Origin of the sequence: Nocardia asteroides, assembly GCF_900637185.1 — a bacterium.
Classification (GTDB): domain Bacteria; phylum Actinomycetota; class Actinomycetes; order Mycobacteriales; family Mycobacteriaceae; genus Nocardia; species Nocardia asteroides.
Genome location: NZ_LR134352.1, coordinates 492804 through 518954, shown reverse-complemented (window position 1 = coordinate 518954; position 26151 = coordinate 492804). Strand labels below are relative to the sequence as shown.

General features: G+C 70.9%; 20 protein-coding genes and 2 pseudogenes. 11 read left to right on the top strand and 11 right to left on the bottom strand.

From position 1 onward, the window contains the following. Positions 1–160: 160 nt before the first annotated feature. A complete protein-coding gene (locus tag EL493_RS02585; protein WP_022566699.1) occupies positions 161–457 on the top strand; it encodes a hypothetical protein in 297 nt (98 codons plus the stop codon). On the opposite strand, the gene EL493_RS02580 is transcribed toward EL493_RS02585, so the two are convergent. Continuing rightward, complete coding sequence (locus EL493_RS02580; RefSeq protein ID WP_019049894.1) at positions 385–1257, bottom strand: class I SAM-dependent methyltransferase; 873 nt, start codon at positions 1255–1257, stop codon at positions 385–387. The two genes, EL493_RS02585 and EL493_RS02580, sit on opposite strands and share 73 nt — an antisense overlap. Before the next feature lie 156 nt (positions 1258–1413). On the opposite strand from EL493_RS02580, the gene EL493_RS02575 reads away from it, so the two are divergent. Then, positions 1414–2595: a glycosyltransferase family 4 protein gene (locus EL493_RS02575; RefSeq protein WP_019049893.1), complete on the top strand. Its 1182-nt coding sequence runs from the start codon at positions 1414–1416 to the stop codon at positions 2593–2595. Here EL493_RS02575 and EL493_RS02570 read toward each other — a convergent pair. Continuing rightward, positions 2585–3454: a hypothetical protein gene (locus EL493_RS02570; RefSeq protein WP_019049892.1), complete on the bottom strand. Its 870-nt coding sequence runs from the start codon at positions 3452–3454 to the stop codon at positions 2585–2587. The two genes, EL493_RS02575 and EL493_RS02570, sit on opposite strands and share 11 nt — an antisense overlap. 60 nt (positions 3455–3514) lie before the next feature. After that, entirely contained in the window at positions 3515–5596 is a 2082-nt protein-coding gene (locus EL493_RS32860; protein WP_022566698.1) for a hypothetical protein, read from the bottom strand. 187 nt (positions 5597–5783) lie between these two features. Here EL493_RS32860 and EL493_RS02560 point away from each other — a divergent pair, with 187 nt between their 5' ends. Continuing rightward, on the top strand, positions 5784–6983 hold the full coding sequence (locus EL493_RS02560; protein WP_019049890.1) for a hypothetical protein: 1200 nt from the start codon (positions 5784–5786) through the stop codon (positions 6981–6983). Positions 6984–7054: 71 nt separating this feature from the next. Here EL493_RS02560 and EL493_RS02555 read toward each other — a convergent pair whose 3' ends face one another. Next, complete coding sequence (locus tag EL493_RS02555) at positions 7055–8254, bottom strand: DUF3068 domain-containing protein (protein ID WP_019049889.1); 1200 nt, start codon at positions 8252–8254, stop codon at positions 7055–7057. Between the two features lie 146 nt (positions 8255–8400). On the opposite strand from EL493_RS02555, the gene EL493_RS02550 reads away from it, so the two are divergent. Then, positions 8401–9585 (top strand): acyltransferase family protein, encoded by a 1185-nt coding sequence (locus tag EL493_RS02550; RefSeq protein ID WP_022566697.1) that lies wholly within the window; start codon positions 8401–8403, stop codon positions 9583–9585. On the opposite strand, the gene EL493_RS02545 is transcribed toward EL493_RS02550, so the two are convergent. The 4 genes from EL493_RS02545 to EL493_RS02530 all read right to left on the bottom strand — a co-directional run bounded on the left by EL493_RS02545 (position 9562) and on the right by EL493_RS02530 (position 15632). Continuing rightward, positions 9562–13800 carry an alpha-(1->3)-arabinofuranosyltransferase gene (locus tag EL493_RS02545; protein WP_198040865.1) on the bottom strand — a complete coding sequence of 1413 codons (4239 nt, stop codon included), beginning with the start codon at positions 13798–13800 and terminating at the stop codon, positions 9562–9564. The two genes, EL493_RS02550 and EL493_RS02545, sit on opposite strands and share 24 nt — an antisense overlap. Beyond that, the gene (locus EL493_RS02540) at positions 13751–13921 is read right to left on the bottom strand and encodes a DUF2613 domain-containing protein (protein ID WP_022566695.1); all 171 of its coding nucleotides are present in this window, start codon (positions 13919–13921) and stop codon (positions 13751–13753) included. Before EL493_RS02540 ends, EL493_RS02545 begins: the two co-directional genes overlap by 50 nt. Before the next feature lie 67 nt (positions 13922–13988). Next, positions 13989–15107 (bottom strand): isochorismate synthase, encoded by a 1119-nt coding sequence (locus EL493_RS02535; protein ID WP_019049885.1) that lies wholly within the window; start codon positions 15105–15107, stop codon positions 13989–13991. Between the two features lie 57 nt (positions 15108–15164). Continuing rightward, the gene (locus EL493_RS02530) at positions 15165–15632 is read right to left on the bottom strand and encodes a universal stress protein (protein ID WP_022566694.1); all 468 of its coding nucleotides are present in this window, start codon (positions 15630–15632) and stop codon (positions 15165–15167) included. 114 nt (positions 15633–15746) lie between these two features. Between EL493_RS02530 and EL493_RS02525 the strand changes: the two genes are divergently transcribed. The 3 genes from EL493_RS02525 (at position 15747) to EL493_RS02515 (ending at position 18900) form a co-directional block, all read left to right on the top strand. Then, entirely contained in the window at positions 15747–16925 is a 1179-nt protein-coding gene (locus tag EL493_RS02525; protein WP_022566693.1) for a glycoside hydrolase family 3 N-terminal domain-containing protein, read from the top strand. An 86-nt stretch (positions 16926–17011) separates the two neighbouring features. Further along, positions 17012–17611 (top strand): TetR/AcrR family transcriptional regulator, encoded by a 600-nt coding sequence (locus EL493_RS02520; protein WP_022566692.1) that lies wholly within the window; start codon positions 17012–17014, stop codon positions 17609–17611. Positions 17612–17685: 74 nt separating this feature from the next. Further along, entirely contained in the window at positions 17686–18900 is a 1215-nt protein-coding gene (locus EL493_RS02515; protein ID WP_019049881.1) for a DUF5685 family protein, read from the top strand. 7 nt (positions 18901–18907) lie between these two features. On the opposite strand, the gene EL493_RS02510 is transcribed toward EL493_RS02515, so the two are convergent. Beyond that, positions 18908–20764: a VanW family protein gene (locus EL493_RS02510; RefSeq protein WP_019049880.1), complete on the bottom strand. Its 1857-nt coding sequence runs from the start codon at positions 20762–20764 to the stop codon at positions 18908–18910. Between the two features lie 336 nt (positions 20765–21100). On the opposite strand from EL493_RS02510, the gene gnd reads away from it, so the two are divergent. The 3 genes and pseudogenes from gnd to EL493_RS02495 all read left to right on the top strand — a co-directional run. After that, positions 21101–22132, top strand: coding sequence for a phosphogluconate dehydrogenase (NAD(+)-dependent, decarboxylating) (gene gnd / locus EL493_RS02505; protein ID WP_019049879.1), 1032 nt, complete (start codon positions 21101–21103; stop codon positions 22130–22132). A 281-nt stretch (positions 22133–22413) separates the two neighbouring features. Beyond that, on the top strand, positions 22414–23115 hold the full coding sequence (locus EL493_RS02500) for a hypothetical protein (protein WP_019049878.1): 702 nt from the start codon (positions 22414–22416) through the stop codon (positions 23113–23115). 91 nt (positions 23116–23206) lie between these two features. Further along, positions 23207–24103 (top strand): annotated as a pseudogene (locus EL493_RS02495) (alpha/beta hydrolase); the annotation flags it as partial. Here EL493_RS02495 and EL493_RS33815 read toward each other — a convergent pair. Next, positions 24088–24189 (bottom strand): annotated as a pseudogene (locus tag EL493_RS33815) (hypothetical protein); the annotation flags it as partial. The pseudogenes EL493_RS02495 and EL493_RS33815 overlap by 16 nt on opposite strands. 130 nt (positions 24190–24319) lie before the next feature. On the opposite strand from EL493_RS33815, the gene EL493_RS02490 reads away from it, so the two are divergent. After that, positions 24320–24544: a hypothetical protein gene (locus EL493_RS02490; RefSeq protein WP_022566690.1), complete on the top strand. Its 225-nt coding sequence runs from the start codon at positions 24320–24322 to the stop codon at positions 24542–24544. A gap of 213 nt (positions 24545–24757) precedes the next feature. Here EL493_RS02490 and EL493_RS02485 read toward each other — a convergent pair whose 3' ends face one another. Then, a complete protein-coding gene (locus tag EL493_RS02485; RefSeq protein WP_019049875.1) occupies positions 24758–26080 on the bottom strand; it encodes an acetyl-CoA C-acetyltransferase in 1323 nt (440 codons plus the stop codon). Between the last annotated feature and the right edge of the window lie 71 nt (positions 26081–26151).

Genomic DNA, 26151 nt, shown 5'->3' with positions numbered 1-26151 from the left:
GCTGTCCCGCAACGACTGTGAACAGGGCGAATTCCAACCTGTCGGTTCGCTTTTCGGGTAAACGCACTATTGCGTTCTGTTGTTGAAAAGGGGATGCTTTAGCTACTGATCAGCTCGCTCGATTCATCAGACCTTTACAGCGAATTGGGGAGACCGACTCATGGCTGTGCAAGTGATCGGCCGATCGTTGATGACCAGCGACCAGACCGACCATCAAGCGAAGAGTGTGGGCAGCGGGGGATGGGTTGTGTCATTCCTGCCGGGCCGCACGCTCACCATCGAGCAGGCAACTGCCGCCATTCAGGCCGCTGAGGCGGTCGCGATGGTGGGGGCGCTCGCCGATCAGGTCGGCTTGACCACGCTGGAAACGGTGGGCCTGGCGATTCAGGAGTCGCCGTGGGCCAGCGCGCTGCCCGCACCGGTACGCAGGTCGCGCCGGCTGAGCTGGCTGGCCTGATCGTGCTTCGTCGCCACCACCACCAGGTTGCTCACCAGTAGCTCGCGGATCACCGGAATGCGAACCAGCCACCACGCCCAGCTCGGGTGATAGCGGGGGAAGATCGTCCGCACATCGGCTGAAGTCGTTGCCGCCCAGCGCAACCCGTCGGCGGCGGTGACGGCGAACAGGGACCTGCCGAACCTGTTCTTGGGTTCCCGTCCGTGCTTGCGCCGGTACCGGCGAGCAGCGTATTCGCCGCCGAGGTAGTGCCAGAGACCGGTCTCGTGACCACCGAACGGCCCGTGCCACACCGTGTAGGAGAACACGATGAGGCCGCCGGGCTTGGTGACCCGGACCATCTCCTCGGCCATCACCCACGGCTGCGGGACGTGCTCGGCGACATTGGACGAGAAGCAGACGTCGAAGGCGTCGTCGCGGAACGGCAGCGCCATCCCCGAGCCGCGCACCGAACCGGCGACCCGCAGGCCCGCGGCGTGCATCTCCGACGGGTCGGGCTCGACCGAGACGTAGCGTGCCCCGGCCGCCGCGAACTCGTCGGCGAAGTACCCCGGCCCGCCGCCGACGTCGAGCACGACGGTGCCGGTGAGGTCGCGACCCGCGATATCGGCGTAGAAGTCGCCGATCAGGTCGGCGCTGTCGGTGGCGATGCCGCCGTAGAACCGGCCGGGGTCGGACTGCTCGAACCGGAAGCTGGTGAGCAGCCGCAGCGAGCGGCGCAGCGTGGCACGGCGCGCGAACCTGGACTGGTCGCGGCGCTGGGCTGGCTGCTCGGTTCTCGGCAGGGATGCGGTCGGCACGGGCAGAGTTTATTGGCAGCCGTACCGGGGCCGATCGTGCGGTCCGGCACAACACGGCAGGGTGGGCACGGGCGATACCGATGTGTCGCGCAGACCACACCCGCTAGGGTGGGTGCCGACCTTTGTCCTGTACCGACCCGATTGCGAGCCCCGACCGTGCGTGAAGTCCTCCTGCTGTGCTGGCGTGACACGGGGCACCCGCAGGGTGGCGGCAGCGAGCGGTACCTCGAGCAGGTCGGCGCGCAGCTGGCGGCGCGCGGTATCAAGGTCACGCTGCGCACGGCCGGGTACCCGGGCGCGCCGCGTCGTGAGCATGTCGACGGCATCGACATCAGCCGCGCGGGCGGCCGCTTCACCGTGTACCCGCGGGCGCTGGCCGCCATTCTGGCCGGTCGGCTCGGTGTCGGCCCGCTGCGCGGCGTGCGGCCCGATGTCGTCATCGACACCCAGAACGGCATTCCCTTCTTCGCCGCGGCCACCGGTGTCCCGTCGGTGGTGCTGGTGCATCACGGCCATCGCGAGCAGTGGCCGGTGGCGGGCAAGCTGGTCGGGCGGATCGGGTGGTGGATCGAGTCGCGGCTCTCGCCCCGCGTGCACCGGGAAAACCAGTACCTGACCGTCTCGCTGCCCTCGGCCGAGGAATTGGCCGTACTCGGTGTCGACCGCGAACGCATCGCGGTCGTCCGCAACGGCGCCGAGCCGGTCCCGGCCGAGGTCGTTCCCGGCGCCGCGGAGACCCGCGCCGACCACCCGCGCATCGCGGTGCTGTCGCGCCTGGTCCCGCACAAGCAGATCGAGGACGCGCTGACCGCCGTCGCCGCGCTGCGCGACCGGTTCCCCGACGTGCACCTCGACGTCATCGGCGACGGCTGGTGGGCGCCCAACCTGCGCGCCTGCGCCGACGAACTCGGCATCGCCGACGCGGTCACCTTCCACGGCCACGTCGACGAACGCCGCAAGCACGAGATCCTGTCGACCGCGTGGGTGCACGTGATGCCCTCCCGCAAGGAAGGCTGGGGCCTGGCCGTCATCGAGGCCGCCCAGCACGGCGTCCCCACCATCGGCTACCGCAGCTCCCGCGGCCTCACCGACTCCATCGTCGACGGCGTCACCGGCCTGCTGGTCGACGACGCCCCCGCCCTCGCCGCAGCCGCCGCCGAACTCCTCGCGGACCCGGAGACCCGGCTGATGATGGGCGAGAAGGCCCGCTCACGCGCCCGCGAATTCTCCTGGGAACAGACCGGTTCCGGTGTGCACGAGGTGCTCGCAGCCGCGGCCCGAGGCGACTTCCTCAGCGGCCTCGTGGCCCCGCAGGCGGCCGACCGAGTCAGTCCGTGAACATCTCGTCGACGGAACGAACGGTGATCGACCGATCGAGCCAGTCGACGAGCTGCGCGCGATCGTGACACGAGGTGATCTTGGCTTCGGCCGAATCGGGAACCTCCACACCACGACGCCGCAGAATCCGCAGAATACTGTCCGCGACCCCCTGCTCGCGACCTTCTTCCCTGCCTTCCTCGCGGCCCTCTTCACGAAGCCGCTGAGAGGTCTCCGAGCGGAAGAACGACAGATCGATGGACATCAGATTCCTCCATATCGTGGCGCCCCGGGTTCGCCCGAGGCCCAGTTCGACCAGTTCGGTGTAGATCTGCGCGTCGTCCCGATCGCCGGCGAGGTGCAGCGCCGCGGAAAGCGCCTCCAGTATGGCACCGATCTCCGGGCGTGTGGCATGTGTAATCGCAGATAGAGCGGCCAGCGGCAGATCGGTCAAGGCGGTCTCGACATCGGTCACGGCAGGCACATTGTGCGGTCCGAGGACCAGCGGACGGAGCATCAGGCAGGGCCACGTCTCGTGGCCGAGGGGCAGCGGCCCCTGCGCCCATAGTGCGGTCGCATGGCTGCGGCAGACGACGACCAGGACGGCCGGGATCGAGTACTTGGCGTGCAGGTATGCCAGGTAATACGCCCAGGCGCTCGGACGGCTCGGCTCCCTCTTGCCCTGAGCTTCGACGACCAGCAGAAAGCTGGACTCCGCGGTCGTGATCCGCAGCACCGTGTCCGCACGTCGTTCGATCGGTTCGATCTCGGTCAGATCGACGGAGAGATGTTCCACCTCCAATGGGTCGGGGAAAGGCAGGTCGAGTGCGTGGAAGACACGGGCGAAGGTCCCTGGGTCGTGCCGGAAGATCCGGTGCATCGCCTCATGTTGTGAGCTGACCATAGCGAGTGAACATAGGTCTTCTATCGCACTGGTGTTCTATTCGGTGGGCGTGTTCGGTGACATGCTTGCGCCGCGCCGGGTGACACTCCGCTGGTGGGGGCGGAGGATGGCGGCGGTGGTGAGGCTTGTGAGGAGGAGAAGGGCCCAGAGGAGGTGGGCTGCGAAGGAGATCGCGCGTTGGGTGGGGGTTGCGACGTCGCGAGGGGTGGGGGCGGTGATTCGGTAGAGGGCGAGGTCGGTGTCCTGGTAGGTGAGTTCGGCTGTGGCGAGAGTTTTTTCGGATTCGCCGAGGGGGCCGGGGGTGGTGCGTTCGACGAGGATCCAGCCGACGCCGAGGGCGGCGAGTTCGGTCGAGGGCGCGCCTCGGAGTAGTGCGTCCTCGACGGTGCGGGCGCGGTTGCCCTCGCCGGTGACGGCATGGCCGCGGACGTGGAGTTCGCCGGTTTGCAGGACGTCGTTGGGGAGGATTCGGGGTGCGGGGTCGAGGACGGGAGCTGTTCCGCTGTAAGGGAATTTGCGGAACATGCCGGTCGGGAGTACCGCCACGTCGCCGGGGGCGTCCATGCGCTCGACGGCTTGTTTCCAGCCGGCCGGGTAGTGCACCGGGCGCAGCTCGCCGCCGACGCCCCATGCCAGGTCGGCGAGTGGGAGGATGAGTAGCGCGATGAAAAGGGCTGCGACAGTGGATGTTCCAGTTCGAGCAGGTGAGGAGCCGGCGGCGTCGTCTCGTCGGTCGGCACTACCATCGGCTGTCGAGTGGCGGCGCAGCCAGGTGCTCATCGCCTGACAGCCCGCTGCCGCGCACAACGCGTAGGCGGGCAGGGCGAGGGCCACGTATTTCTGGGTGTCGCGCAGGAGTCCGGCGCCGGGGACGTGGACGACCAGCCATTCACCGGTCGCGAGGCCGACGCTGGTCGCGCCCAGGGCGGGCAGCACGATCGCCGCAGCCGCGATCACCAGCAGGGTCCGGCCGGTACGTCCGAGCGCCCACACCGTCCGCACGCCGAGCGCGACGATCCCGAGCAGCAGTACCGTGCCGACCAGCGCCAACGGTGTCGTGCGGCTGGCGGGTACGGCTTCGCTGTTCCAGATGCCGCCCAGCCCGGCCAGACTGCCCAGCGTCCCGAGCCACGGTTCGGCCCGCGCCGCGAATGCCGCCACCCCCGCCGGGTCCGAGGGGTCGGCCCCCGCGCCCAGTGCCGTCGCGGTCAGCCACGGCGCGCAGGTCGCGAGCCACCATGCCGCGGCCGGTAGGAACGCTCGCCGCCCGACCAGCGCCAACCCGATGATCGCGACCAGCAGTGATCCGGTCGGCGTCAACCCCGCGGCGGCGAAACTCGCGACCAACGCCGCCCACGCCCCAACCGAACCCCGCTCAGCCGCGAATGGGGGCGAAGTCGGGAACCGGCCGCCACGGAAAAGGCCGATGCCGCTTCTACTCTCGCCAACGGCCGCACGTCCCCTGCGGCTTCCGGTGGCGTCGCCGGAAGTACTGCCTGTGCCCGCTTGCGAACGTCCGCTGCTCGACCCGGAAGGTCCTGCGGTCGGCCCGGAGGTTGCGCCCGCGTCCGGCCCGGAAGTTGCACCCGCGTCCGGACCCGAAGGGTTCGCATCCGAGGCAATGTTCCGGCGTTGACCCGCGGTGTGGGATCGAGGCTGGGTGTGGCGAACGCGGACGGCGGCCGCGGCGGCCCAGGGGAGGGCGGCGTAGCCGGCGAGGAGGCTCCAGTGGCCCTGGAGGAGGCGTTCGGCGACGTAGGGGTTCCAGAGGGCGAGGGTGGCGGCGACGAGCTGGGCGGGGGTCGAGGCGGCGAGGAAGTCGCGGGCGAGGACGGCGGCGCCGTAGCCGGCCGACCAGAGGGCGACGAGCAGGATCGCCTTCACCAGGAGGCCACCGTCGATCATCGGGGACAGGACCGCGAGGAGGGTGTCCTGGGGGACGGCGCGGGGAGCCGCGGCGCCGAGGCCGAGGGCGGAGTCGGTGAGGTAGGAGCGCGGCGTGCTGACGGCATCGCGCAGCAGGAGGTATCCGGAGCCGGCCAGCGGGCCGACGATCAGCAGGGCGAGCAGGGCGCAGTATCCGGCCACCACGGCTCTGGCGCGTCCACTTCCCGTCACGTCAGTGCACCTTACGTTCCGGGGCGCGCGGGCGGGGAGGTCCCTCCCGCGGCGAAGGTGAGTCCGCTCGGACTCACATTTTCGGGGTACCGGTGATGCGCGGGGCGCCGAGGTGCGACGATGAGGCGTGTCCACGGTCCGTCGCCCCCCTGTCGTTGCCGACCTGACCTGGGTGACGGCAGGCGCGATGACCGCCAACGTCGCCGGGTACCTGCTGCAACTGCTGGCAGGCCGCTGGCTCGGCGTCGCCGGGTACAGCGAGTTCGCCAGCCTGCTCGCGGTGCAGCTGCTGTGCGCGGTGCCCGCGCTGGCCATGCAGAACGTGGTCGCGCGCGAGGTGGTGCACGGCGCGGATCTGCGCGCGGTGCGGTCGATGCAGTGGCGGTGCGCCGCCCTGGTCGCCGCGGTCGCCGTGGTGCTGGTGCCCGTGGTCGCCGGGCTGTTGCACGTCGGCGTGTGGGCGGCCGCCGCTGCCCTCGGTGCCGCGCCCGCGCTGGTGGTGCTCTCGGGTGAGCAGGGAATTCTGCAGGGCGGCAATCACTTCCGCGCACTGGCCGCGGTACTGGCGATGGCGGGTACGGCCCGCGTCGCGCCCGCGCTGCTCGCGCTCGCCCTCGGCGGTGGTGCGGCGGGCGCGCTGTGGGCGGGCGCGGCGGGCATCGTCTGCGCGGCTGTCGTCGCGGGCCGGATCGCGTCGAAGACGGCCGCCCGCACCGGCCCCGGCGCGGCCGGACCGGACTCGCCGGACCGGGCCCGGACCATCGGCGTCCTGCCGGTATTGCGTGCGGTGCAGGTGCAGGCCGCGTTGATGGCCCTGTCCTCGGCCGACTTGATCGTGGTCCGCATGGTGCTCGACGACGTCGACGCCAGCCGCTACTCGCTCGGCACCATCGCGACGAAGATCGCCTTCTGGCTGCCGCAGGCGGTCGGCGTGGTGCTGTATCCGCGGATGGCCCAGCCCACGCATTCGGCGCGCGCGATCCGCGACGCGCTCTCGGTGCTGTCGATCATCGGCGTGGTCGCGGTGCTCGGCGCCGCCCTCGCCGCTCCGCTCGCCCCGCTGTTCGCGGGTCAGGACTACGCGCCCATCCAGGGCCTGCTGTGGCTGTTCGCCCTGCACGGCGCGATTCTCGCGGTGTTGCAGGGCGCCCTGCTGTCGGCCATCGCGGTGGAGCGCACCGCGCTCGCCGCGGTCACCTGGGTCGGCCTCGTCGTCGAGGTGACGCTGATGCTCGCCTTCGCCCGCTCGATCGGCTCCCTGATCACCACCGCCGTCTCGGTCGCCGCCGTGACCACCACGATCGTCGCGGTCGTCGTCCTGCGCACGGCCGCGCGGGGCGCGCCCCAGGGCCCGGCGCCGGCGATGGCGGGCGGCGTCGCCACCTAGCGCCCGGAAGCTCCGCCGACGACAGCGGCCCCGGTCGCATTGACCGGGGCCGCTGTCGGAGCTGGCGAGCGTCAGGGACGCTTCTCGATGTCGATCTGTTCGGTGGGCCCGTCGTAGTCACCACGCGGGAACTGCGTGGTCGGCGCGTCGTCGGCGTCCCAGCTGGTGGCGCCCGAGTTGTCGGGGGCCGCGGTGGGCGCCGGCGTCGGACGACCGCCGCCGCGCGGGGACGCGTGAGCCGGTGCGCTGCCGCCGCGCAGGCCGAGGAACAGGCCGGCCAGCAGGGCGATGACGCCGAGGACACCGAGCACGATCGGGACGACGCGACCGAACAGCGACAGCTTGTCGGTGTTCTCCTTGGCGATCGCGATCTGCGACTCCACGGTGGCCTCGTCGAAGACGATGTGCGACTTGAGCGCGGTCACCTCGGGCTTGTCCGCGGCGCGGCCGTAGAACAGGTGGATCGACTCGCCGCCCTTGATGACGGTGCCGGTCTCCGGCTCCACCCACAGGTCACGCACGTTGGTGTAGAAGCGGGTCATCGTGACGGGCTGGTCGGCGGGCACGTCGGTGACGCCCCACTTCGCCGCGGGCAGGGTCAGCCGGTTGGTCGGCGACTGCACGACGTCCCAGGTGCTGGTGACCGGCGCGGTCATCTGGAAGTGGTAGACCTTGGTGTTGTTGATCTCGGTCTCTTCGATGAAGTTCGCGTCGAAGGACTTGCGCACGTTGATGTCGAAGTAGGGGTACGTCTTCTTCTCGGTGCCGATCGGGAAGCGGTAGCCGAGGCCGGTGTGCTGCACCGGCTCCATGACGCTGCCGTCCTTGTTGACGGTGACCGCGATCGAGCCGTTGGGCTCGGTGTCCACCGGCATGCCGTCGACGCGGTCGATGGTGACCCGGTCGATGGTGGCGGTGAGCAGGCCGGTGTCGCCCTGCACGTCGGTGCGGCGCAGGGTCTGGCCCGCCTGCAGCGTCATCTCGTCGGCGTCGGAGGGCTCCTCGACGGTGACGAAGCGCTGCGAGATCAGCGGCACGTCCTTGTTGACGACGGCCGGGCCGTCGCCCTGGGTCAGGGACTTGGAGTCGAGGACGAGGCTGTCCTCCCCCTTCTGACTCTCGGCGATCGTCGTGATCTCGAGGTCGAGCGGAGTCTTGGCCACCTTGCTCACGGTGTAGGTGGGGATCATCAGCGCGGCGACGAGTAATGCCGCGCCCAGACCCACGAGCACGCAGGCGACCGTCCTTCTGGTACCGGCACTCAGTGCCATGCAAACTCTCCTCGTCGTTCGAACACGGATCCTCCGGTGGTCTGGTAAAGCACCCTAGGCCCTCGTGAGCCCCGACACTAACAGCCCGACCACTTCGAGTGCCGTGGTGCGCCCGGGAAATCGCCGACGGGGCACACTGGAACCCGATGACGACCGCCAGTGCCCCCGTTCCGACACCCCGCGCCTTCAATCCAGCCCTCGAGGGCATGCGTGGGATGGCGGCACTCGGCGTGCTGTTGACCCACGTCGCCTTCCAGACCGGAGCGGGCGGGATCACGGTGCTCGGCCCGATCCTGGAACGCTTCGACATGGCGGTCGCGGTGTTCTTCGCGCTGTCGGGTTATCTGCTGTGGCGTCCGCACGCGGCGGCCGCCCGCGGGCTCGGCAGCGTGCCGTCGACCACCCGCTACCTGCTGCATCGCCTGATGCGCATCATCCCCGCCTACTGGGTGGTGGTGGTGTTCGTGCTGCTGTTGCTGCCCGGCGCGGCGCAGTCGGCCAACCTGCGGGTGTGGGTGTCGAACCTGTTCCTGCTGCAGGTGTTCGTCCCGCTGACGCTCACCGAGGGCCTCACCCAGATGTGGAGCCTGTCGGTGGAGGTGGCGTTCTACCTGGTGCTGCCGCTGCTGGCCTGGGCGGTCGTGCGGCTGCGCGGTCCGGCGGCGCGGTGGCGGGTGCCGGCGATCTGCGCGCTGATCGCTGTGACCCTCACCTGGAATCTGTGGCCGGTGCCGACACCGGATGCCATCCACGCCGACAACTGGCTCCCCGGTTATCTGCCGTGGTTCGCGGCGGGCATGCTGCTCGCCGAGCTGATCTATCAGGTGCGCGACACCCGGTTCTACCGCGCGCTGGCCAGTCAGCCGCTGATGTGGGCGATCGCGCTGGCGGCGTTCCTGGTCTCGGCCACCGAGTTCGGCGGGCCCGCCGGGCTGGAGCGCGCCCAGCCGTGGCAGTACGCGATGAAGATGCTGCTCGGCATGGTCATCGGGTTCGGCCTGCTCGCGCCGCTGGTGTTCCGGCACGCCGACGCCCCACCGCATCGCTGGCTGGAGTCGGCGACCGCGGCCACCATCGGCCGCTGGTCCTACGGCATCTTCCTGTGGCATCTGGTGCTGCTCACCACGGTGTTCCCGGTGTTCGGCGTGTTGCCGTTCAGCGGGCACTTCCTCTACGTCCTCGTGCTCACCACCGCGCTGACGATGCCGCTGGCCGCCGCGAGCTTCGCCCTGGTGGAGGATCCCGCTCGGCGCCTGGCCCGGCGCTGGGACCAGGCCGCCGCCGCCCGCAAGGCCGAGCGGACCGAGTCAGTTTCCGCGCCGGCGCGGTAGCGCCGCGATCCCGACCGCGACCACCGCGATGACGGCGGGCGCCTGCGCCCACAGCGAGCCACCCATGTAGGTGGTGCCCGAGCGCCACGTCCCGGTCGACAGCACCGCCGCCGAGGTCACCGTCCCGAGCCCGGCCGCCCACGGCAGGATCCTGGCGGTCAGCGCGGGCCGCCACCAGCTGCCCGCCAGGCCGAGGACCGTGCACACCACACCGAACGGCCCGGACACGACGAAGATCGCACCGGTCAGCCCCGCCGCGGCGACCACGCGCCCGTTCCACGGCACCGGCGCGGGCCCGTGCTCGGGCGCCGGACGTCGACGCGGGAAAGCCAGCACGAGCAGCGGGATGAGCAGCAGCAGGCCGCCGAAGATGGCGAGCCGGTACCAGCGGTCGGCCGGGAACGAGACGGTGATCTGCCCGGTGGTGCCCGCCGGGACCACCCACGCCTGCTGCCAGCCGTCGACCACCACCGGGTCCAGTTCGGTGCCGTCGGCGGTGTGCGCCTGCCACCCGACGTTCGTGCTCAGCGGGAGCACGAGCAGCTGGGTGCCAGGGGCGGCCGGTCCCGGCGCGATCGGGTCGGTGCGCACCAGCCGCAGCCGGTCGACGGTGAACAGCTCGGTGGGCGCGACGGTGAGATCGGGGTGCCCGGGCAGCAGTTCCACGTCGGCCGCGTCCTCCGGACAGGCGGTGGCGGAAACCGGTGCGCCGGAGCGGAGTTCGTCGGCGGTGGCGGTGATCGTGGTGTGCACGGTGCGGCCACCGATCGCGATGACCGGTCCGTCCGCGCACCCGATGGTGACCGGCCGGTCGCCCGGGGCGTGCTCGGGATACTCGGGGCCGAGCACCTCCACCTCGGCCAGTCCGGTGGGCTGGGTGAGCACGAACCCGAGCGCGGTGCGGTCGAGCACCTCGTTCCAGCTCTGGATGCTGATCTCGACGCGATCGGTGACGGTGGGGTACAGCGAGATTCGCGCCGGTTCGCCGTGGTCGCGCTCGGGCAGCTCGCGCACCTGGGGGCCGTTGCCGAGATTCACCGCGACGGCGGTGGCGGTCGCGGGCAGGCCACCGAGCGCGGTGGTGAGGTCGAGGCCGGTCACCTCGACCGGTTCCGGGAGTTCCAGTACCAGCGTCGGTTTGCCGCCCGCCGGGCTGCGGACGGTGTCCTCCGGGGCGGTCCAGGTGGTCTTCGGGTCGCCGTCGGTGGCCGCGAAGGCGGCGCCGCGCAGGTCTCCGACGTCGGCCTTGCCGCGCGCCACCGGCCGGGTGTGGTCGGTGAGCAGGGCCTCCAGCGCCGGGCCGGGCCGGGTGCGCACGGTCAGGTCGGTGCCCACCGTGAGCGGCTCGGGGACGGCGAGGGTGCGGCCGAAGACGCCGGGTTCCTCGGCGGGCAGGCCGAGTCCCTTGCTGCAGTGCACCCGGTCGGGGCCGTCGAAACAGGCACTGCGCCCGGGGAATTCCTGGCCGAGGTCCCAGCCGGTGACGGTGGTGCCCGTGGGCACGTCGGGGAGGACCACGCGGTGCCTGATGTCGACCCGCACCGGCGCGTCACGCACGGTGTAGTCGTCGAGGGTGAGTTCGCTGATCCCGAACTGTCCACCGGCGGTTCCGGTTTCGGTGCGCGCGGCGGTGATCATCACCCAGTCGGTCTTGCCCGCGGGCAACGCGACCGTCGCGGGCGCACCGGGTTCGGTGATCCGGGTCGAGACCGTGCCGCGGGCGGTGCGGACCTCCACCCACTTCACCGGATCGCCCAGCGCGGCCGCCGTGGTGGTGAAGCGCAGCGAGCCGGTGGTGATCGACTGGTCGAGGTCGAGCCGGATCCACTGGCCGAGTGCGGATTCGGCACCGTTGCTGATCCACGCGGTGCTCGGGTCGCCGTCGACCGCGGCGGCGGTGGAACTGCCGGGCGCGGCGCCGCCGATCTGGGTGGCGTCGGCCGCCGAACTCGACGCGGTGACTTTCGCGCCGGACCATTCGCCCTGGACCAGTGGGGTGCCGTCGACCGGATAGTCGGGGACCAGGTTGTGCGTGCGCCGCGCGTCGTCGGCGGCGCGGATCGCGGAGTTGTGGTTGTCCACCCGGCCGAAATCGGACTCGCGATCCATCGGCGTGTCGGTGATCAGCGTCGGCTGCGGGGGCAGGCCTGCCCGGGCGGCATCGGCCGTGAGCAGCACCGGGGCCGTGGGGTTTCCGGTGCCGCGCCGGACCCGCTCCAGCACTTCGGGGCCGCCCTGGACCACCGGCACCGCGTCGAGCGGGACCGTGTACGCGCCGGGGAATCCGGGCGGGGCACCGGTGCCGCCGCGCACCTCGGTGGGGGTCCCGGGGCCGGGCACGTCCACCCGGTAGATCTCGATCGCGGGGTAGGCGGGTTGCAGATCGTTGTCGACGACCAGGCCGGCGTCGGCCGCGCGCGGCCCGATCAGCGCACCGAATTCGGCGACTTTGCGCAGGCCGGGCGAGCCCTCGATGGCGCGGTGCGCCAGCATCGGGCGGGTAGAGCGCGAGGTCTCCGGGTCGAGGTCGTTGCGCAGCACCAGGACGCCGATGCCCTGGTCGGCGAGGGTGGCGGCCAGGCCGGTCGACGGCCTGCCGTCGGCGATCAGCCGCTGCACCGAGTCCATCGCGCGGATGGTGCCCGGCGGGTTCAGGGGCACCGAGTCGCGCACAGCCCACGGCGTGCTCGCCAGCGCCTGGAGCGGTTCGTCGCGAGTGAGTCCCCAGATCTGGCTGCCGAAAGGCGCGCCAGGCACGACGAGCGCGCGGGTGTCGGCGGCGTTGTCGGCCAGCCATTCGGCGGTGTCGGTCCAGTACGCGGGCACCCGGTCGTAGGCGCCGCGCGGCGCGAGCCTGCCGGTCCAGGCCAGTGAGGTGGCCAGGGTGAGCGCGGCCAGGATCAGCGCGGCCACCGCGACGAGCCGGTCGCGCTCGGGGTGGGCGAAGCTGTCGCGCCACTCGCGCAGCGGCACCGAGGCGGGCAGGGCGACCCGGCCGAGCAGGTGGGCCAGCCCGATCACCAGCGGCAGCCGGATCAGCGGCTCCAGCTTGTGCACGTTGCGCAGCGGCGCGCCGCCCGAGTCGAGGAACACCCGCACCGACTCGGCGAACGGTCCACCCAGCTCACCGACATAGCCCGCGCAGATCCCGGCCAGCCCGACGCACAGGATCAGCGCGAACCGGCCGCGATACGGCATGGACGAGCGCGCCAGCCCGGCCATGCCCGCCGCGGCCAGCAGCCCGGTGGCGAGGACGGCGGCGGGCTGGGTCACCAGGACCGCGCCCGCGATGCGCTCGGGCGAGACGAACGGCGTCCAGCTGTCGGTGCCGCGCAGCACCTCGCTCAGCGAGGCCCACTGCGTGGTCACCCCGGACGACTCGATGTAGTCCAGGAACGGCGGGCTCACCTTGCCGAGCAGCAGCAGCGGCACGACCCACCAGAACGTCGCCAGCACCAGCAGCGGAATCCACGCGGCGGTGAACCGCCACCAGCGTCGATTGGGCCGGTAGGAGGCCCACCACAGGGCCGCGGGCAGGAACGCGGCCACCGTCGCGACGGCGTTCACCGAGCCCATCAGCGCCAGTGCCAGCGCACTGCCCGCCGGTGACAGCGGGCCGCCGCGCCTGCGCCGCACGGCCGTGCCGAGCGCGGCGGGCGCCAGCAGTACCCACGGCGCCAGCATCATCGGCAGCGTCTCCGAGGAGATCGAACCGAGGGTGGTGAGCACGCGCGGGGACAGCGCGAAGGCGATACCCGCGATGACTCGCGACCCGCGCGCGCCGATCCCCAGGGTCTCGCAGAGCTTGACCACGCCCCAGAACCCGGCCAGCAGCAGCAGCGCCCACCAGATCCGCTGGGTCACCCAGGCGGGCAGCTGCAGCAGATGACCGATCGAGAAGAACGTGCCGTGCGGGAAGAAGTAGCCGTAGGCCTGGTTCTGCACCTGGCCCATCGGAGCCTGACTGCTCCACAGATGCGATGCCCGCGCGAGGAATCCGAGCGGATTCTGCGCGAGGTCGTACTTGGTGTCCGCGACGGTGAGCCCTGGCGCCTGCGCGAACGTCAGGACGAAGGCGGCTACGACCGTGCCGACGAACCAGCGCCAACCCAGTGGAGCCGTGTCCGGGTGCCCCGCTCGGGGGCGTGACGCGCGGGCGTCGGACTCAGCGGCTGCCGTATTCAGGAGCGTTGAGCAGCGAGGAATCCTTGTCACCGCTGCGGTCGATCGAGGGCGCCGTGTTCTGCTGTACCGCGGCCGTGATCGCGAAGACGGCGATTGCGCTCAACAGGGCGCCGCCGACCGCGCTGGCAACAGCCGGAACAGCAAACTTCATCGCGCACTCCAATACGCTCGACGTCGGGGTGGTTCTCCGGTCAACCTAGCAGGTGCGCGGCCCCGGGTCAGTGTTCGGGCACTTCGCAACGCAGCGCGCCGAGCAGCGTGCGGAACTTCGCGGTGGTCTCGGCCAGCTCGGCGCGGGGATCGGAGGCCGCGACGATGCCGCCGCCCGCGCTCGCCCGCAGGGTGCGGCCGTCGGCCGAGAGTTCGGCGCCGCGGATGGCGACGACCCACTCGCCGTCGCCGTCGTCGGCGCACCAGCCGACCGCGCCGCCGTAGAAACCGCGCCGCGGTTCGGCCGCGGTGATCGCGGTGAGCGCGGCGTCGAACGGCGTCCCGTTGACGGCGGGTGTGGGGTGCAGCAGCAGCGCCAGTTCCAGCGCGGTGGTCGCCGGGTCGCGCAGGACGCCGTGGATCGGCGTGGCCAGATGCCAGACCTGTTCGGTACTCAGCAGTTCGGGCGCGTCGGGGATGCTCAGTTCGGCGCAGACGGGGCTCAGCCGTTCGCGGATCCAGTCCACCACGAAGCGGTGTTCGTCGTGGTTCTTCGTGCTGGACAACAGTTCCCCGGCCTGTGCGGCGTCGGCGTCGGGGTCGGTGAGCCGGGGCAGCGTGCCCGCCAGCGGGTGCAGGCTCACGTGTCGGCCGTGCCGCGCGACGAGGACCTCCGGCGTTGCCCCGAGCAGGGTTTCGCCCGGGCGGCCCGCGGCGGTGAGGTCGACGCCGTAGACATTGGCGCCGGGATGACGGGTCAGTAGCTGAGCGGCCACCACTTCCGGATCGAGCGGTTCGTCGGCCTCGACCACCAGCGTGCGCGCGGCCACCACCTTGCGCAGTTCGCCCGCCGGATCGCCGAGCTGCTCGACCAGCTTCGCCACCCGGGCGACATGCTCGGCCGCCGAGGGCTCCTCGGCCACCACGCGGACGGCGGGCAGCGGCGGCAGCGCGGCGGGTCGCCACGGACCGGCCGTGTGCAGCGCGGATTCGGGCTGCCACAGGGCGGCCGGTTCGCGCGGGTCGAACGGCAGCGCGCCGACGATCAGCCGCGGCCCGGCTCCGCCGCCCGACGCCTCGCGCCACCGGCGCAGCGCGTCGACCGCCTGGCGCGGGTCGGGGTAGCCGGCGCGCACGCCCGCCGCGCGCAGCACGCCGTCGGGGCGGGCCAGCAGGAATCGGTTCATGGTGTCTCGACCATAGCGGCGCGCCCGACGCGCCGGGAACACCGAGCGATCGAACTCTCAGTGCTCGGGTGGCACCAGCAGCACCGGCCGGTGCCCGTGCTTGAGCACGGCCTCGGCGACGCTGCTGTGCAGCAGGGCGCGCAGGCCGGTGGCGCCGCGCGTGCCCGCGACGATGATGTCGACGTCGAGTTCGTCGGCGCAGTCCACGATCGCGTTCCAGATCGTGGTGGTGCATTCGGTGGTGCGCGGTTCGGCGTCGATGCCGGCCAGTTTGGCCAGGTGCACGCCCTCGGCGTTGATCTTGCGGGCATCGGTGTAGGCGATGTCCTCGAGCTCCTCGTCGGGCACCCAGTCGGGCTGCATCACCCCGGCCAGCCCGGAGATGCGGGCGGCCTGGCGCACCATCGGCTCCCAGGCGGTGAGCAGGATCGCGCGTTCGGCGGTGAGGAAGCGGCCCGCGTACTGGATGGCCCGCTTGGCATGTTCGGAACCGTCGTAGGCGATGAGCATCCGATCGCAAGCCATGACGACCTCCTGCGCTGGTCGGGCGAGGTGTGAATTCAGGTTACCCCGCAGGTCGGGGGTTCAATCCGGATCCGGCGCGGTGGGTCGGCGCGCGACAGGGCTACCGTGGAGCCCATGCGGAAATCGCCTGTGGTCGTGTTCGCAGTCCTGGCCGCCGTCGCCACCGCCTGTTCGGGAGGTTCGTCGACCGAGACGACCCCCGCGGCGAGCGGCAGCGGCACCCCCACCTCGGCGCAGAGCGGCGACACCGGCACGCCGGCCACCGCCACCGCGCCCCAGACCCGGTGTGGCACCGACTATCTCGCGAAATTCACCCAGCGCGAGAAGCTCGCCCAGCTGCTCACCGTCGGCATCACCGGCGCGGCCGACGCCACCAACGTGGTGAGCGGCGAGCAGGTGGGCGGGATCTTCATCGGCAGCTGGACCGATCCCGGCCTGATGAACAAGGCCCAGCTCGACACGGTGCAGGCGGTGGCGAAGGTGCCGCTCATGGTCACCATCGACGAGGAGGGCGGGCGGGTCTCGCGCGCCAAGAACGTGATCGGGCCCGCGCCGTCGGCCCGGGTCGTGGCCCAGACGCAGACGCCGCAGCAGTACTTCGAGAACTCGGTCACCAGGTCGCAGGCGCTGAAGGATCTCGGCATCACCGTCGACTTCGCCCCGGACGTCGACGTGAGCAGCCAGCCCGACGACAGCGTCATCGGCGACCGGTCCTACAGCGACGACCCGCAGGTGGTGACCGAGTACGCGGGCGCCTACATCCGCGCCGCCAACCAGGTCGGCCTCGGTTCGGTCATCAAGCACTTCCCCGGCCACGGCTCGGGTTCGGGCGACTCGCACACCGGCGCGGTGCGCACCCCGCCGCTGGACCAGTTGCAGAACCACGACCTGGTGCCCTTCCGCAACCTGGTCACCTCCGGCGCGGCCGTGATGGTCGGCCATCTCGACGTGCCCGGCCTCACCGAACCCGACGTGCCCGCCAGCATCAGCCCGGCCGCCATGACGCTGCTGCGGGAGGGCACCGGCTACGGCGCCCCGCCGTTCGACGGCCCGATCTTCACCGACGATCTGGGTGGCATGGCCGCCATCACCGCCCGCATGTCGATCGCCGACGCGGTGGAGGCGGCCCTGGTCGCCGGCGCCGACAACGCCCTGTGGATCAGCACCGACGCGGTGCCCCAGGTGCTCGACCGTTTGGAACAGTCGGTGGCTAGTGGCAAACTGCCCGCCGACCGGGTCGATGCCTCCGTGTTGCGGATGGCGCGGTACAAGGGTGTGCCGCTGGGCTGCTGAGCCGGTCCCGGCGACTGTGCGGCAAATGGGCACGGGTGAACTTACCTTGGAGTAATATAGGGGTTCACCCTGCGGTAGGAGAGTGGATGGCAGGCGGAACGAAGCGACTTCCCCGTGCGGTTCGTGAGCAGCAGATGCTCGACGCCGCGGTCGAGGTATTCGCGCGCAAGGGCTTCCACGACACCTCGATGGACGCGATCGCGGCCGAGGCCAAGATCTCCAAGCCCATGCTCTACCTGTACTACGGCTCCAAGGACGAGTTGTTCCGGGCCTGCATCCAGCGCGAGGGGCTGCGGTTCATCGAGGCCGTCGCGCCCGCGGGCAACCCCCAACTCACTCCACACGAACAGGTGCGCACAGCGCTGGAGGGTTTCCTCGACTTCGTCGACCGCAACCGGCAGTCCTGGCAGGTGCTGTACCGGCAGGCAATCGGTCAGCAAGCCTTCGCGAGCGAGATCGACAACGCGCGCGAGCGGGTCATCGAACTCACCGCGAAACTGCTCGAATCCAGCGCCAAGCACGCCGATCCCGGCACCAATTTCGAAGTCGTCGCCGCCGCGGTGATCGGCGCGGGCGAGGCCATCGCCGACCGGGTGGCCGGCGGCCGGATCGAGGTGGCCGAGGCGGTCGACCTGCTCGACGATCTGGCCTGGCGCGGCCTGGCCGGTCGCAAGAAGCCGGAGTAGCGCCCAGCGGTTGCCCGCACCGCGCCGACCTGCGATCGTGCTCGGCGAGAGTTTTCACGGCAGACGGGGTGGCAGTGTTCGGTGTGTTGAAGCCGTGTGCGCACGGCGCGGCGAAGTACGGCATCGATCCGGGGCAGTGGCAGGCGCACATGTGCGGCCTGTGCCTGGGTCTGCGCGACGGCTCCGGCCAGCTGGCCAGGGCGGCGACCAATACCGACGCCATCGTGCTCAGCGTGCTCACCGAGGCCCAGGCCGCGGCGCCGGGCGAGCGCCGCACCGCCGGACCCTGCCCGCTGCGCGGCATGCGTCGCGCCTCGGTGGTCGCGGCGGACGCGCCGGGCGTGCGGCTGGCCGCCACCGCGTCACTGCTGCTGGGCGCGGCCAAGATTCGCGATCACGTCGACGACGGCGACGCGGGCCGTCTCGCGCGCCCGCCGATGCGCCGCGTCTCCGGCACCTGGTCCGCGGCCGCCCGCGCCCAAGCGGACCTCATCGGCCTCGACATCGGCCCGCTGATCACCGCCATCGACAGCCAGACCGCCTTGGAAGCGCGGGCCGATGGCACGTCGTGGGCGCATGCGGACGCCACACGCCGAGTCCTCTCGCCGATCACCCTCGACGAGCTCACCGCCCCCACCCAGCTCTGTGCCGCCACCCTGTTCGGCCACACCGCCACCCTCGCCGGCCGCCCGGAAAACGTTGCGGCACTGCGGGAGATCGGTCGCCACGTCGGCCGCATCGCCCACCTCGCCGACGCCGTCGAAGACCTCGAACGCGACCGTCTGCGCGGCCGCTTCAACCCGCTCGCGGCCACCGGCACCGACATGCCGCGCGCCTATGAACTGTTGCGCGAGAGCGAATCCCGCATCCGCGCGGCGGCCGCCGAGGCGCACCTCGACCAGCTGCCCACCGTCCGCTGGGCACTGCTCGACCCGCTGGCGACGATGCTGCGCCGGCTGGGGCAGGGCCTCGGACTCGCGGTGGGGCACGTGTGCCGCACTTCGCCTGTCGCGCAACAGCATGCGCCGTACCAGTTCCCGTCGCCGCCGGGCCGCCGCCCGCCGACCAGGCCCGGCCCGCTGAAGGCGGGCGGGCTGATCCTGGGCGTCTACTGCACCGGGGTGGCCTGCTGCGTCGACCACACCAGCCCGTGCACCGGCGAGCGCAAGGACGCCTGGGCCAAGAACTGCGACTGCGAGAGCTGTTGCGACTGCGGCGATTGCTGCGGCAACTGCTGTGGCGAGGACTGCGGCTGCGGCGACTGCTGCAGCTGCGATTGCAACTGCTAGGAAACCCTCACTCGCACTTCACGATCGGGATCGGGTCGTACTTCACGGTGCGGGTGTGCCGCGACACCTGGGCGCCGGTCTTGCGATCGGTGATCACCCTGGTGTCGGAGATGGTGAAGCCGGGCGCGCCTTCGGAGGCGATGCAGTCCTTGCCCTTGGGCAGGGTGATCTCCTGCGGCTCGGTCGGTTTCGACTTCTCGCCGGTGATCGACTCCACGTCCACGGTCTTGGTGCCCCACAGCCGCACGGTGATGTCGGAACCCGTCGCCACCGTCTGGATGTAGATGCCCGAGGTCGAGTTGTTGCGGAACGCCAGGTCGATCGCGCCGTCGAACACGGTGGCCTCGCGCGCCGCCGGGTACCGCGAGATGTAGTAGCTGTGCTCGGTGTGGCCCGCGTCCTCCATGCCGGCGAAGTAGGCCGCGTTGTAGAGCGTGGTGGCGAACTGGCTGATGCCGCCGCCGACCGCGGTGCTCGGCCTGCCCTTGTCGATGATGCCCGACTCCACATAGCCCTCGGCCGCGGTGCGCGGACCGGTGAACTCGTTGAGCGAGAAGGTATCTCCCGGCTTCACCACGGCGCCGTCGACCTTCGCGGCGACGGTGCGGATGTTCACTCCGGACGGGCCGCTGAAGCCACCGGTGGTGAACTGGCCGACCATCTCGGTGATGCCGAGCCCGTTGGCCGCCTCGGTGGTGAGCTTGGGCTCGACCTTCTGGTACACCACCGCGGTGTCGCGGCCGGTGGTACGGGTGAGCAGGGCGGGCAGCTGCTCCAGTGTCTTGGGCCAGTCGACCTTGTTGCCCACCACGGCGGGCACCACGGTCGGCTTGCCCGCGCCGACGGTGAAGGTGGCGTCCTTGGGCTCCACCTCCGAGGGCGCCAATTGCGGTGCCAGCGCGGCGATCGCGGCGTCGTTGTCGATCTTGGGGGCCAGCCCGCCGTTGCCGTCGGGCACGAAACTGAGCACACTCGCGATCTGCTCGGGGCTCAGGGTGGCGCGAACATCCTTGCCGCTCAGCGTGATCGGTGCCGACACCGCGGGCGTCGCGATATCGCGCAGCGCGGCCTGCACCGCCTCGGTGCGGACCGCGACGGGCGCGGCGACCACCGGCAGGTCCAGCTCGGAGCTCGCGGCCCAGCGCTCGACGATGGTGGTGCGGGCGGCCGTGGTGTCGAGCACCCGGCCCGGCACCGGCGCCACCGCGACCGGCTTGCCGCCGACGAAACGGACCGTGCCCTCGACGGTGGGGTTGTCGTGGGCCTGGAATCCGGTCAGCTGCTGGTCGAGGGCGGCCGCGTCGATGGTGCTGGCCACCTGCACGTCGCGGGTGCCGAACAGCGAGACCAGCCGGCTGACGGGGTTGAGGGGCTGGTCGCCGACGGCGTCCCAGGTGCCGTTCCAGTCCACCTGCAGACCGGCCGTCGCGGGCACCATGCTGGCCTGGACGTCGCCGATGCGGACCGGGAGCGGTCGTTCGGCCTTGGGGCCGAGTTCGGTGTGCAGGAGGGCGTCGGCCTCGGCCCTGTCCATGCCGCCGATGTCGACCCCGGCGACGACGGTGCCGCGCGGCACCTCACCGGAGCTGAGCGCCAGGTCTGCGAGGTAGGCGAGGGCTCCCACGGCGAACACGGCGCCGACGGCGATACCGATGCGCTTGACCAGCGCAGGTGTGCCGGGGCCGGTCGGGGGCTGCGGGGCCGCGGGCGCGGGTGACCAGCGATCGGGGGTCACGGTGCGCAGAGGCATGGTGGGCAGGGCGGTGGTGTCGGCATCGAAAGTGCGATTTGCTTCGAGCAGCTTGCGTAGTCCGACCTCGCCCTGTCGGCCGGGGGGTGTTCCGGCGTTCGACTCGCTGGGCACGGAGGTCCTTCCGTTGGGATCTATGGCGTGTCCTGAATCAGGTGCGCCCGGCCCCGGGATTGTTTGCGGGGCCCCGGCCAAGGGTAGTGGTCTTCGCCGCCCTTGGCAGCCTGGCAACAGTGGATGGACAGCAGGAAGGCTCCGCGTAGTTGCCGGGTCGGGGGTCTGGCAACTACACGGAGCCGATCTGTTTATCGCGGCCCGTAGCGGGGCGTTACAGCCGGTTTCCGAGGAATTTCGGCGGGGCCCGCGGCGCCGCTCCTGAGCTCGCGGTGCGCGCGCGGGACAATCTCACGTGAGACTCGACACCAGGGACCGGACAACGAGGGAGAACTGATGCAGCTGGGAATGATCGGCCTCGGCCGGATGGGTGCCAACATCGTGCGCCGGATCGTCCGCGACGGGAACACCGCTGTCGGTCACGAGCGCCACCAGGGCCACATCGACGAGCTGTCCGCCGAGCTGGGTGATAGTTTCCAGGGCAGCACCGACCTGAAGGAATTCGTCGCCATGCTCGACGCTCCGCGCGTCGTGTGGGTGATGATCCCGGCGGGCGCGACCGGCGGCGCGATCGACCAGCTGGCCGAGCTGCTCGAGCCCGGCGACATCATCATCGACGGTGGCAACAGCCGCTACCACGAGGACATCAAGCGCGCGAAGGCCTTGGCGCCCAAGGGCATCCACTATCTGGATGTCGGCACCTCGGGCGGGGTGTTCGGACTGAAACGCGGCTTCTGCCTGATGATCGGCGGGGAGGCCGAGCAGGTGAAGTACCTGGAGCCGCTGTTCCGGTCGATCGCGCCCGGCGTGGAGGCCGCGCCGCGCACCCCCGGCCGCACCGGCGAGCCGACCCCGGCCGAGCAGGGTTGGCTGCACTGCGGCCCGGCCGGCGCGGGTCACTTCGTGAAGATGGTGCACAACGGCATCGAGTACGGAGCGATGGCCGCCTACGCCGAGGGCCTGAACATCCTCCAGCACGCCAATGTGGGCGCCGACCACGGCGACGGTGAGCACTCGGCCGAGGAGACCCCGCTGGAGCACCCCGAGTACTACCAGTACGACCTGGACATCCCGGACATCACCGAGGTGTGGCGGCGCGGTTCGGTCGTGGCGTCCTGGCTGCTCGACCTCACCGCGAGCGCCCTCTACGCCGATCCGAACCTGGACGGCTTCAGCGGCCGGGTCTCGGACTCCGGCGAGGGTCGCTGGACGGTCGACGCCGCGATCGACACCGCCGTGCCGGTCCCGGTGCTGTCGGCGGCCCTGTTCCAGCGCTTCTCCTCGCGCGGGGAGGCCCTGTACGCCGACAAGATGCTCTCGGCCATGCGCAAGGCGTTCGGCGGCCACAACGAGCTGCCCGAGAGCTGACCGTCTAGGGGTATTTACGTCCGAAACCGGCCTCCCGTCGCTCCGGCGGGCGGCCGGTTTGCCGTTTTCGGGACTTTCCGGCGCTGCCGAAAAATCTCGGATGCTACCCCGGGCGACCCTCGCCAGAGAGTGAAACGGTAATCTTCCACAAAGATGAGAACACGTTCTTATTTTCCAGGACAACTGTCCAGTCCGGCCGATACCTTGTGGTCAGAGGGGGATAGACCACTCGATGAGGAATTCGTCCCGGCCGACTTCGCCGGGGCTTGGAGGAAACAATCATGTTCCGGACTTCGCGTATCGCCGCGGGCGTCGCCACCACCGCTCTGGTCGTCGCCGGTGTCGGCGTCGGTCTTGGTTCGGGCGTCGCCGCCGCCGAGGGTAGCTGTGCGGTCAGTAGCCACGCCGAGAAGCGTGATGCCAGCACCGTCGGCATCACGCACGTCTACGACAAGACCGCCAGCGCCGAGCAGGTCGGTGTCGGCACCTCGGTCACCTACAAGGTCGTGGTCGGCACCACCGGCATCGGCAACCCCTACGTCAACACCATCACCGACTTCCCGCCGGTGGGCTTCGGCGCGCCGACCAAGACCACCATCACCGCGTACCACGCGATCGGCGGCCAGGTCACCGAGGACGTCACCCCCGAGCCCAACGCGGGCGGCTGGAAGGTCACCAGCACCGGCTGGTTCGTCAACTCCGGCAACCCGGTCACCCTCACCATCACCTACCCGGTGCCGGACAGCGTCAAGGCGGGCCAGCAGGTCACCAGCGGCGGCGTGGGTGTCGCGGGCACCGTGGGCGTGAGCAACGAGATGCCCGGCCTCACCGCCTGCTTCACCGCGCGTGGCGCCAACGCGGGCGAGACCGTGATCGGCAGCCTCGGCGACAACGGCCTGGGTTCCTCCGACGGTCAGCTCAGCTCCACCGGTTCGCTGAGCGACATCATCTCCGACGTGCTGCGCAATCTGATCGGTAGCTGATCGCGTAGCACCTGGTCGCCGGGACGGTCTCGCGCTGCCGTCCCGGCGCTCTGGGTTTCGTCACCCGCCGCTTCATCCGTAGTGAGGACTGATGTTCGTGTTCCGCCGTACGCGATCGCTGGCGGTCGCCGCCATGGCGCTGGCCCTGCTGACCGCCGCGACCGGCACCGCGGGCGCCGAGGGTTCCCGGCTCGACCGGATCGACCGGCCCGGGCAGCGCCAGCAGACGTTGCACGTGTACTCGGCGGCGATGGATCGGGTGATCCCGCTGCAGGTCATCACCGCGGCCGACACCAGCGTGCCACGCCCGACGCTGTACCTGCTCAACGGCGCGGGCGGCGGCGAGGACCGCGCCAACTGGTACAACCAGACCGACATCGTGCAGTTCTTCGCCGACAAGAACGTCAATGTGATCACCCCGGCCGCGGGGAAGTTCTCGTACTACACCGACTGGCAGCGCGACGATCCCAAGCTCGGCCGCAACAAGTGGCAGACCTTCCTCACCGAGGAACTCCCGCCGATCGTCGACGAGACCCTCGGCGCCAGCGGCGTCAACGCCATCGCCGGGCTGTCGATGTCGGCCACCGCCGTGCTCAATCTGGCCATCGCCGCGCCCGACCGCTACCGCGCCGTCGGCGCCTACAGTGGCTGCGCCTCGGTCGCTGACCCGATGGGCCGCGCCTACGTCGACCTGGTCTTCGCCCGCGCCGGCGCCGACCCCGCCAACATGTGGGGCGCCCCCGACGACCCCGCCTGGCGCGCCAACGACCCCTACCTCAACGCGGAACGCCTGCGCGGCAAGACCATCTACCTCTCCAGCGCCACCGGCCTGCCCGGCGTCGCCGAGGCACTCCCCGCCGGCGCGAGCCTCGGCAAGGTCATCGGCCTGACCGACCAGATCATCCTCGGCGGCGCCATCGAAGCGGCCGCCAACGCCTGCACCCAGGCCCTGGCCACCCGCCTAGCCGACCTGAACATCCCCGCCCACACAGTCTTCCGCGCCGCGGGCACCCACACCTGGAAGTACTGGGAACAGGACCTGCACACCTCGTGGCCGCTGATCGCCGAAGCCATCGGCGCCACGTAATCGCCTATAGCGCAAGTTGATTCGAGCGGTCAAGCCCAGGAAAGTGCCGGGAAATGAGCTGGACGAGCGACCCGATGTGATTGTCAGTTCTGCTGTGTTCTTCGCGAAAGGCTTGTCATGCAACACCGTATGGTCCGGATCCTGGTCGCCACCGCCGCCGTCGCGGGCATCGCCGCGGGGGCGTCCCCGGCTGCGGCCGCCCCCGCTCCGGCGGTCGTCGCCGAATCCGGTTCGGCCGGGACCGGGTCCGCCCTCGTCGACATCCCCCTCGGCTTCCTGGAGCTCATCGCCTGCGGCCCCTGGGCCTCCACCGAGCCGCATCCCAACCCGATGTGCCGCTGAGCAACCGGGTCAGCCCCGGGCGAAGGTCTCCACCAGCCGGGAGTAGCTGTCGGCGCCGTGACCCGCCCGGCACCCACCCGGTTTCTCCACTCCTCGTGATCGGCAATCACTCCGGACCGTAAGAGCCCAACCCTTGTCGAGGTCAACCCCTGCCCGTGGAACGGCGAAGGGCGGCGCCCGAATCCGGGAGCCGCCCTTGGTGGGCCGAGAGGACTAGCGCTCGATGATGGCGACCACGCCCTGGCCGCCCGCGGCGCAGATGGAGATCAGCGCGCGGCCGGATCCCTTCTCCGCCAGCATCTTCGCGGTGGAGGCCACGATCCGGCCGCCGGTGGCGGCGAACGGGTGACCCGCGGCCAGCGAGGAGCCGTTGACGTTGAGCTTGCTGCGGTCGATCGAACCCAGCGCGCCGTCCAGGCCCAGACGCTCCTTGCAGTAGGCGTCGGACTCCCACGCGGCCAGCGTGCACAGCACCACGGAGGCGAAGGCCTCGTGGATCTCGTAGTAGTCGAAGTCCTGCAGGGTCAGGCCGTTGCGGGCCAGCAGGCGCGGCACCGCGTAGGTGGGCGCCATCAGCAGGCCGTCGGGGCCGTGGATGTAGTCGACCGAGGCGACCTCGGAGTCCACCAGGTGCGCCAGCACCGGCAGGTTGCGCTCGGCGGCCCACTCGTCGCTGGACAGCAGCACCGCCGACGCGCCGTCGGTGAGCGGGGTGGAGTTGCCCGCGGTCATGGTGGCGTCGCCCAGCTTGGTGCCGAACACCGGCTTGAGGGTGGCCAGCTTCTCCACGGTCGAGCCGGGACGCAGGTTGTCGTCGCGGGTCAGGCCGAGGAACGGGGTGATCAGGTCGTCGAAGAAGCCACGGTCGTAGGCGGCGGCCATGTTCTTGTGCGACAGGTAGGCCAGCTCGTCCTGCGCCTCGCGGGCGATGCCGAACTCCTTGGCGGTGATGGCGGCGTGCTCACCCATCGACAGCCCGGTGCGCGGCTCGGCGTTGCGCGGGATCTCGATGCCCAGCATCGAGGGGCGCAGCTGGCCGACCAGCTTGAGCCGGTCCTTGTTGGTCTTGGCCCGGTTGGCGGTGAGCATCCACTCGCGCATGTCCTCGCTGACGCCGATCGGCGCGTCGGAGGTGGTGTCGGCGCCGCCGCCGATGCCCGACTCGATGCGCCCCATGGCGATCGCGTCACCGACGGTGACCACCGACTGCAGGCCGGTGCCACAGGCGAGCTGCAGGTCGTGGGCCGGGGTGTAGGGCGAGAGCTTGGAGCCGAGCACGCTCTCGCGGATCAGGCTGTGCTCGCCGACGCGCTTGAGCACCGCGCCGCCGACGACCATGCCGAGCCGCTCGCCCTGCAGGCCGAAGCGGCTGACCAGCCCGTCCAGGGTGGCGGTGAACATGTCCTGGTTGGACGCGTGCGCGTAGGCCTTGTCGGAGCGAGCGAACGGAATACGGTTACCGCCAACGATCGCGACCGGGCGCTGGGTCTTCGCGGTCTTTGCCGGGGTCTTCGCCGAGCGGGCTTTGCTTGTCACTCGAGTTCTCCATGGTCTCGTCGGGTGATCGGTTGTCATCCAACTTACTCTGGAGTAAGTTCGTTGTCGAC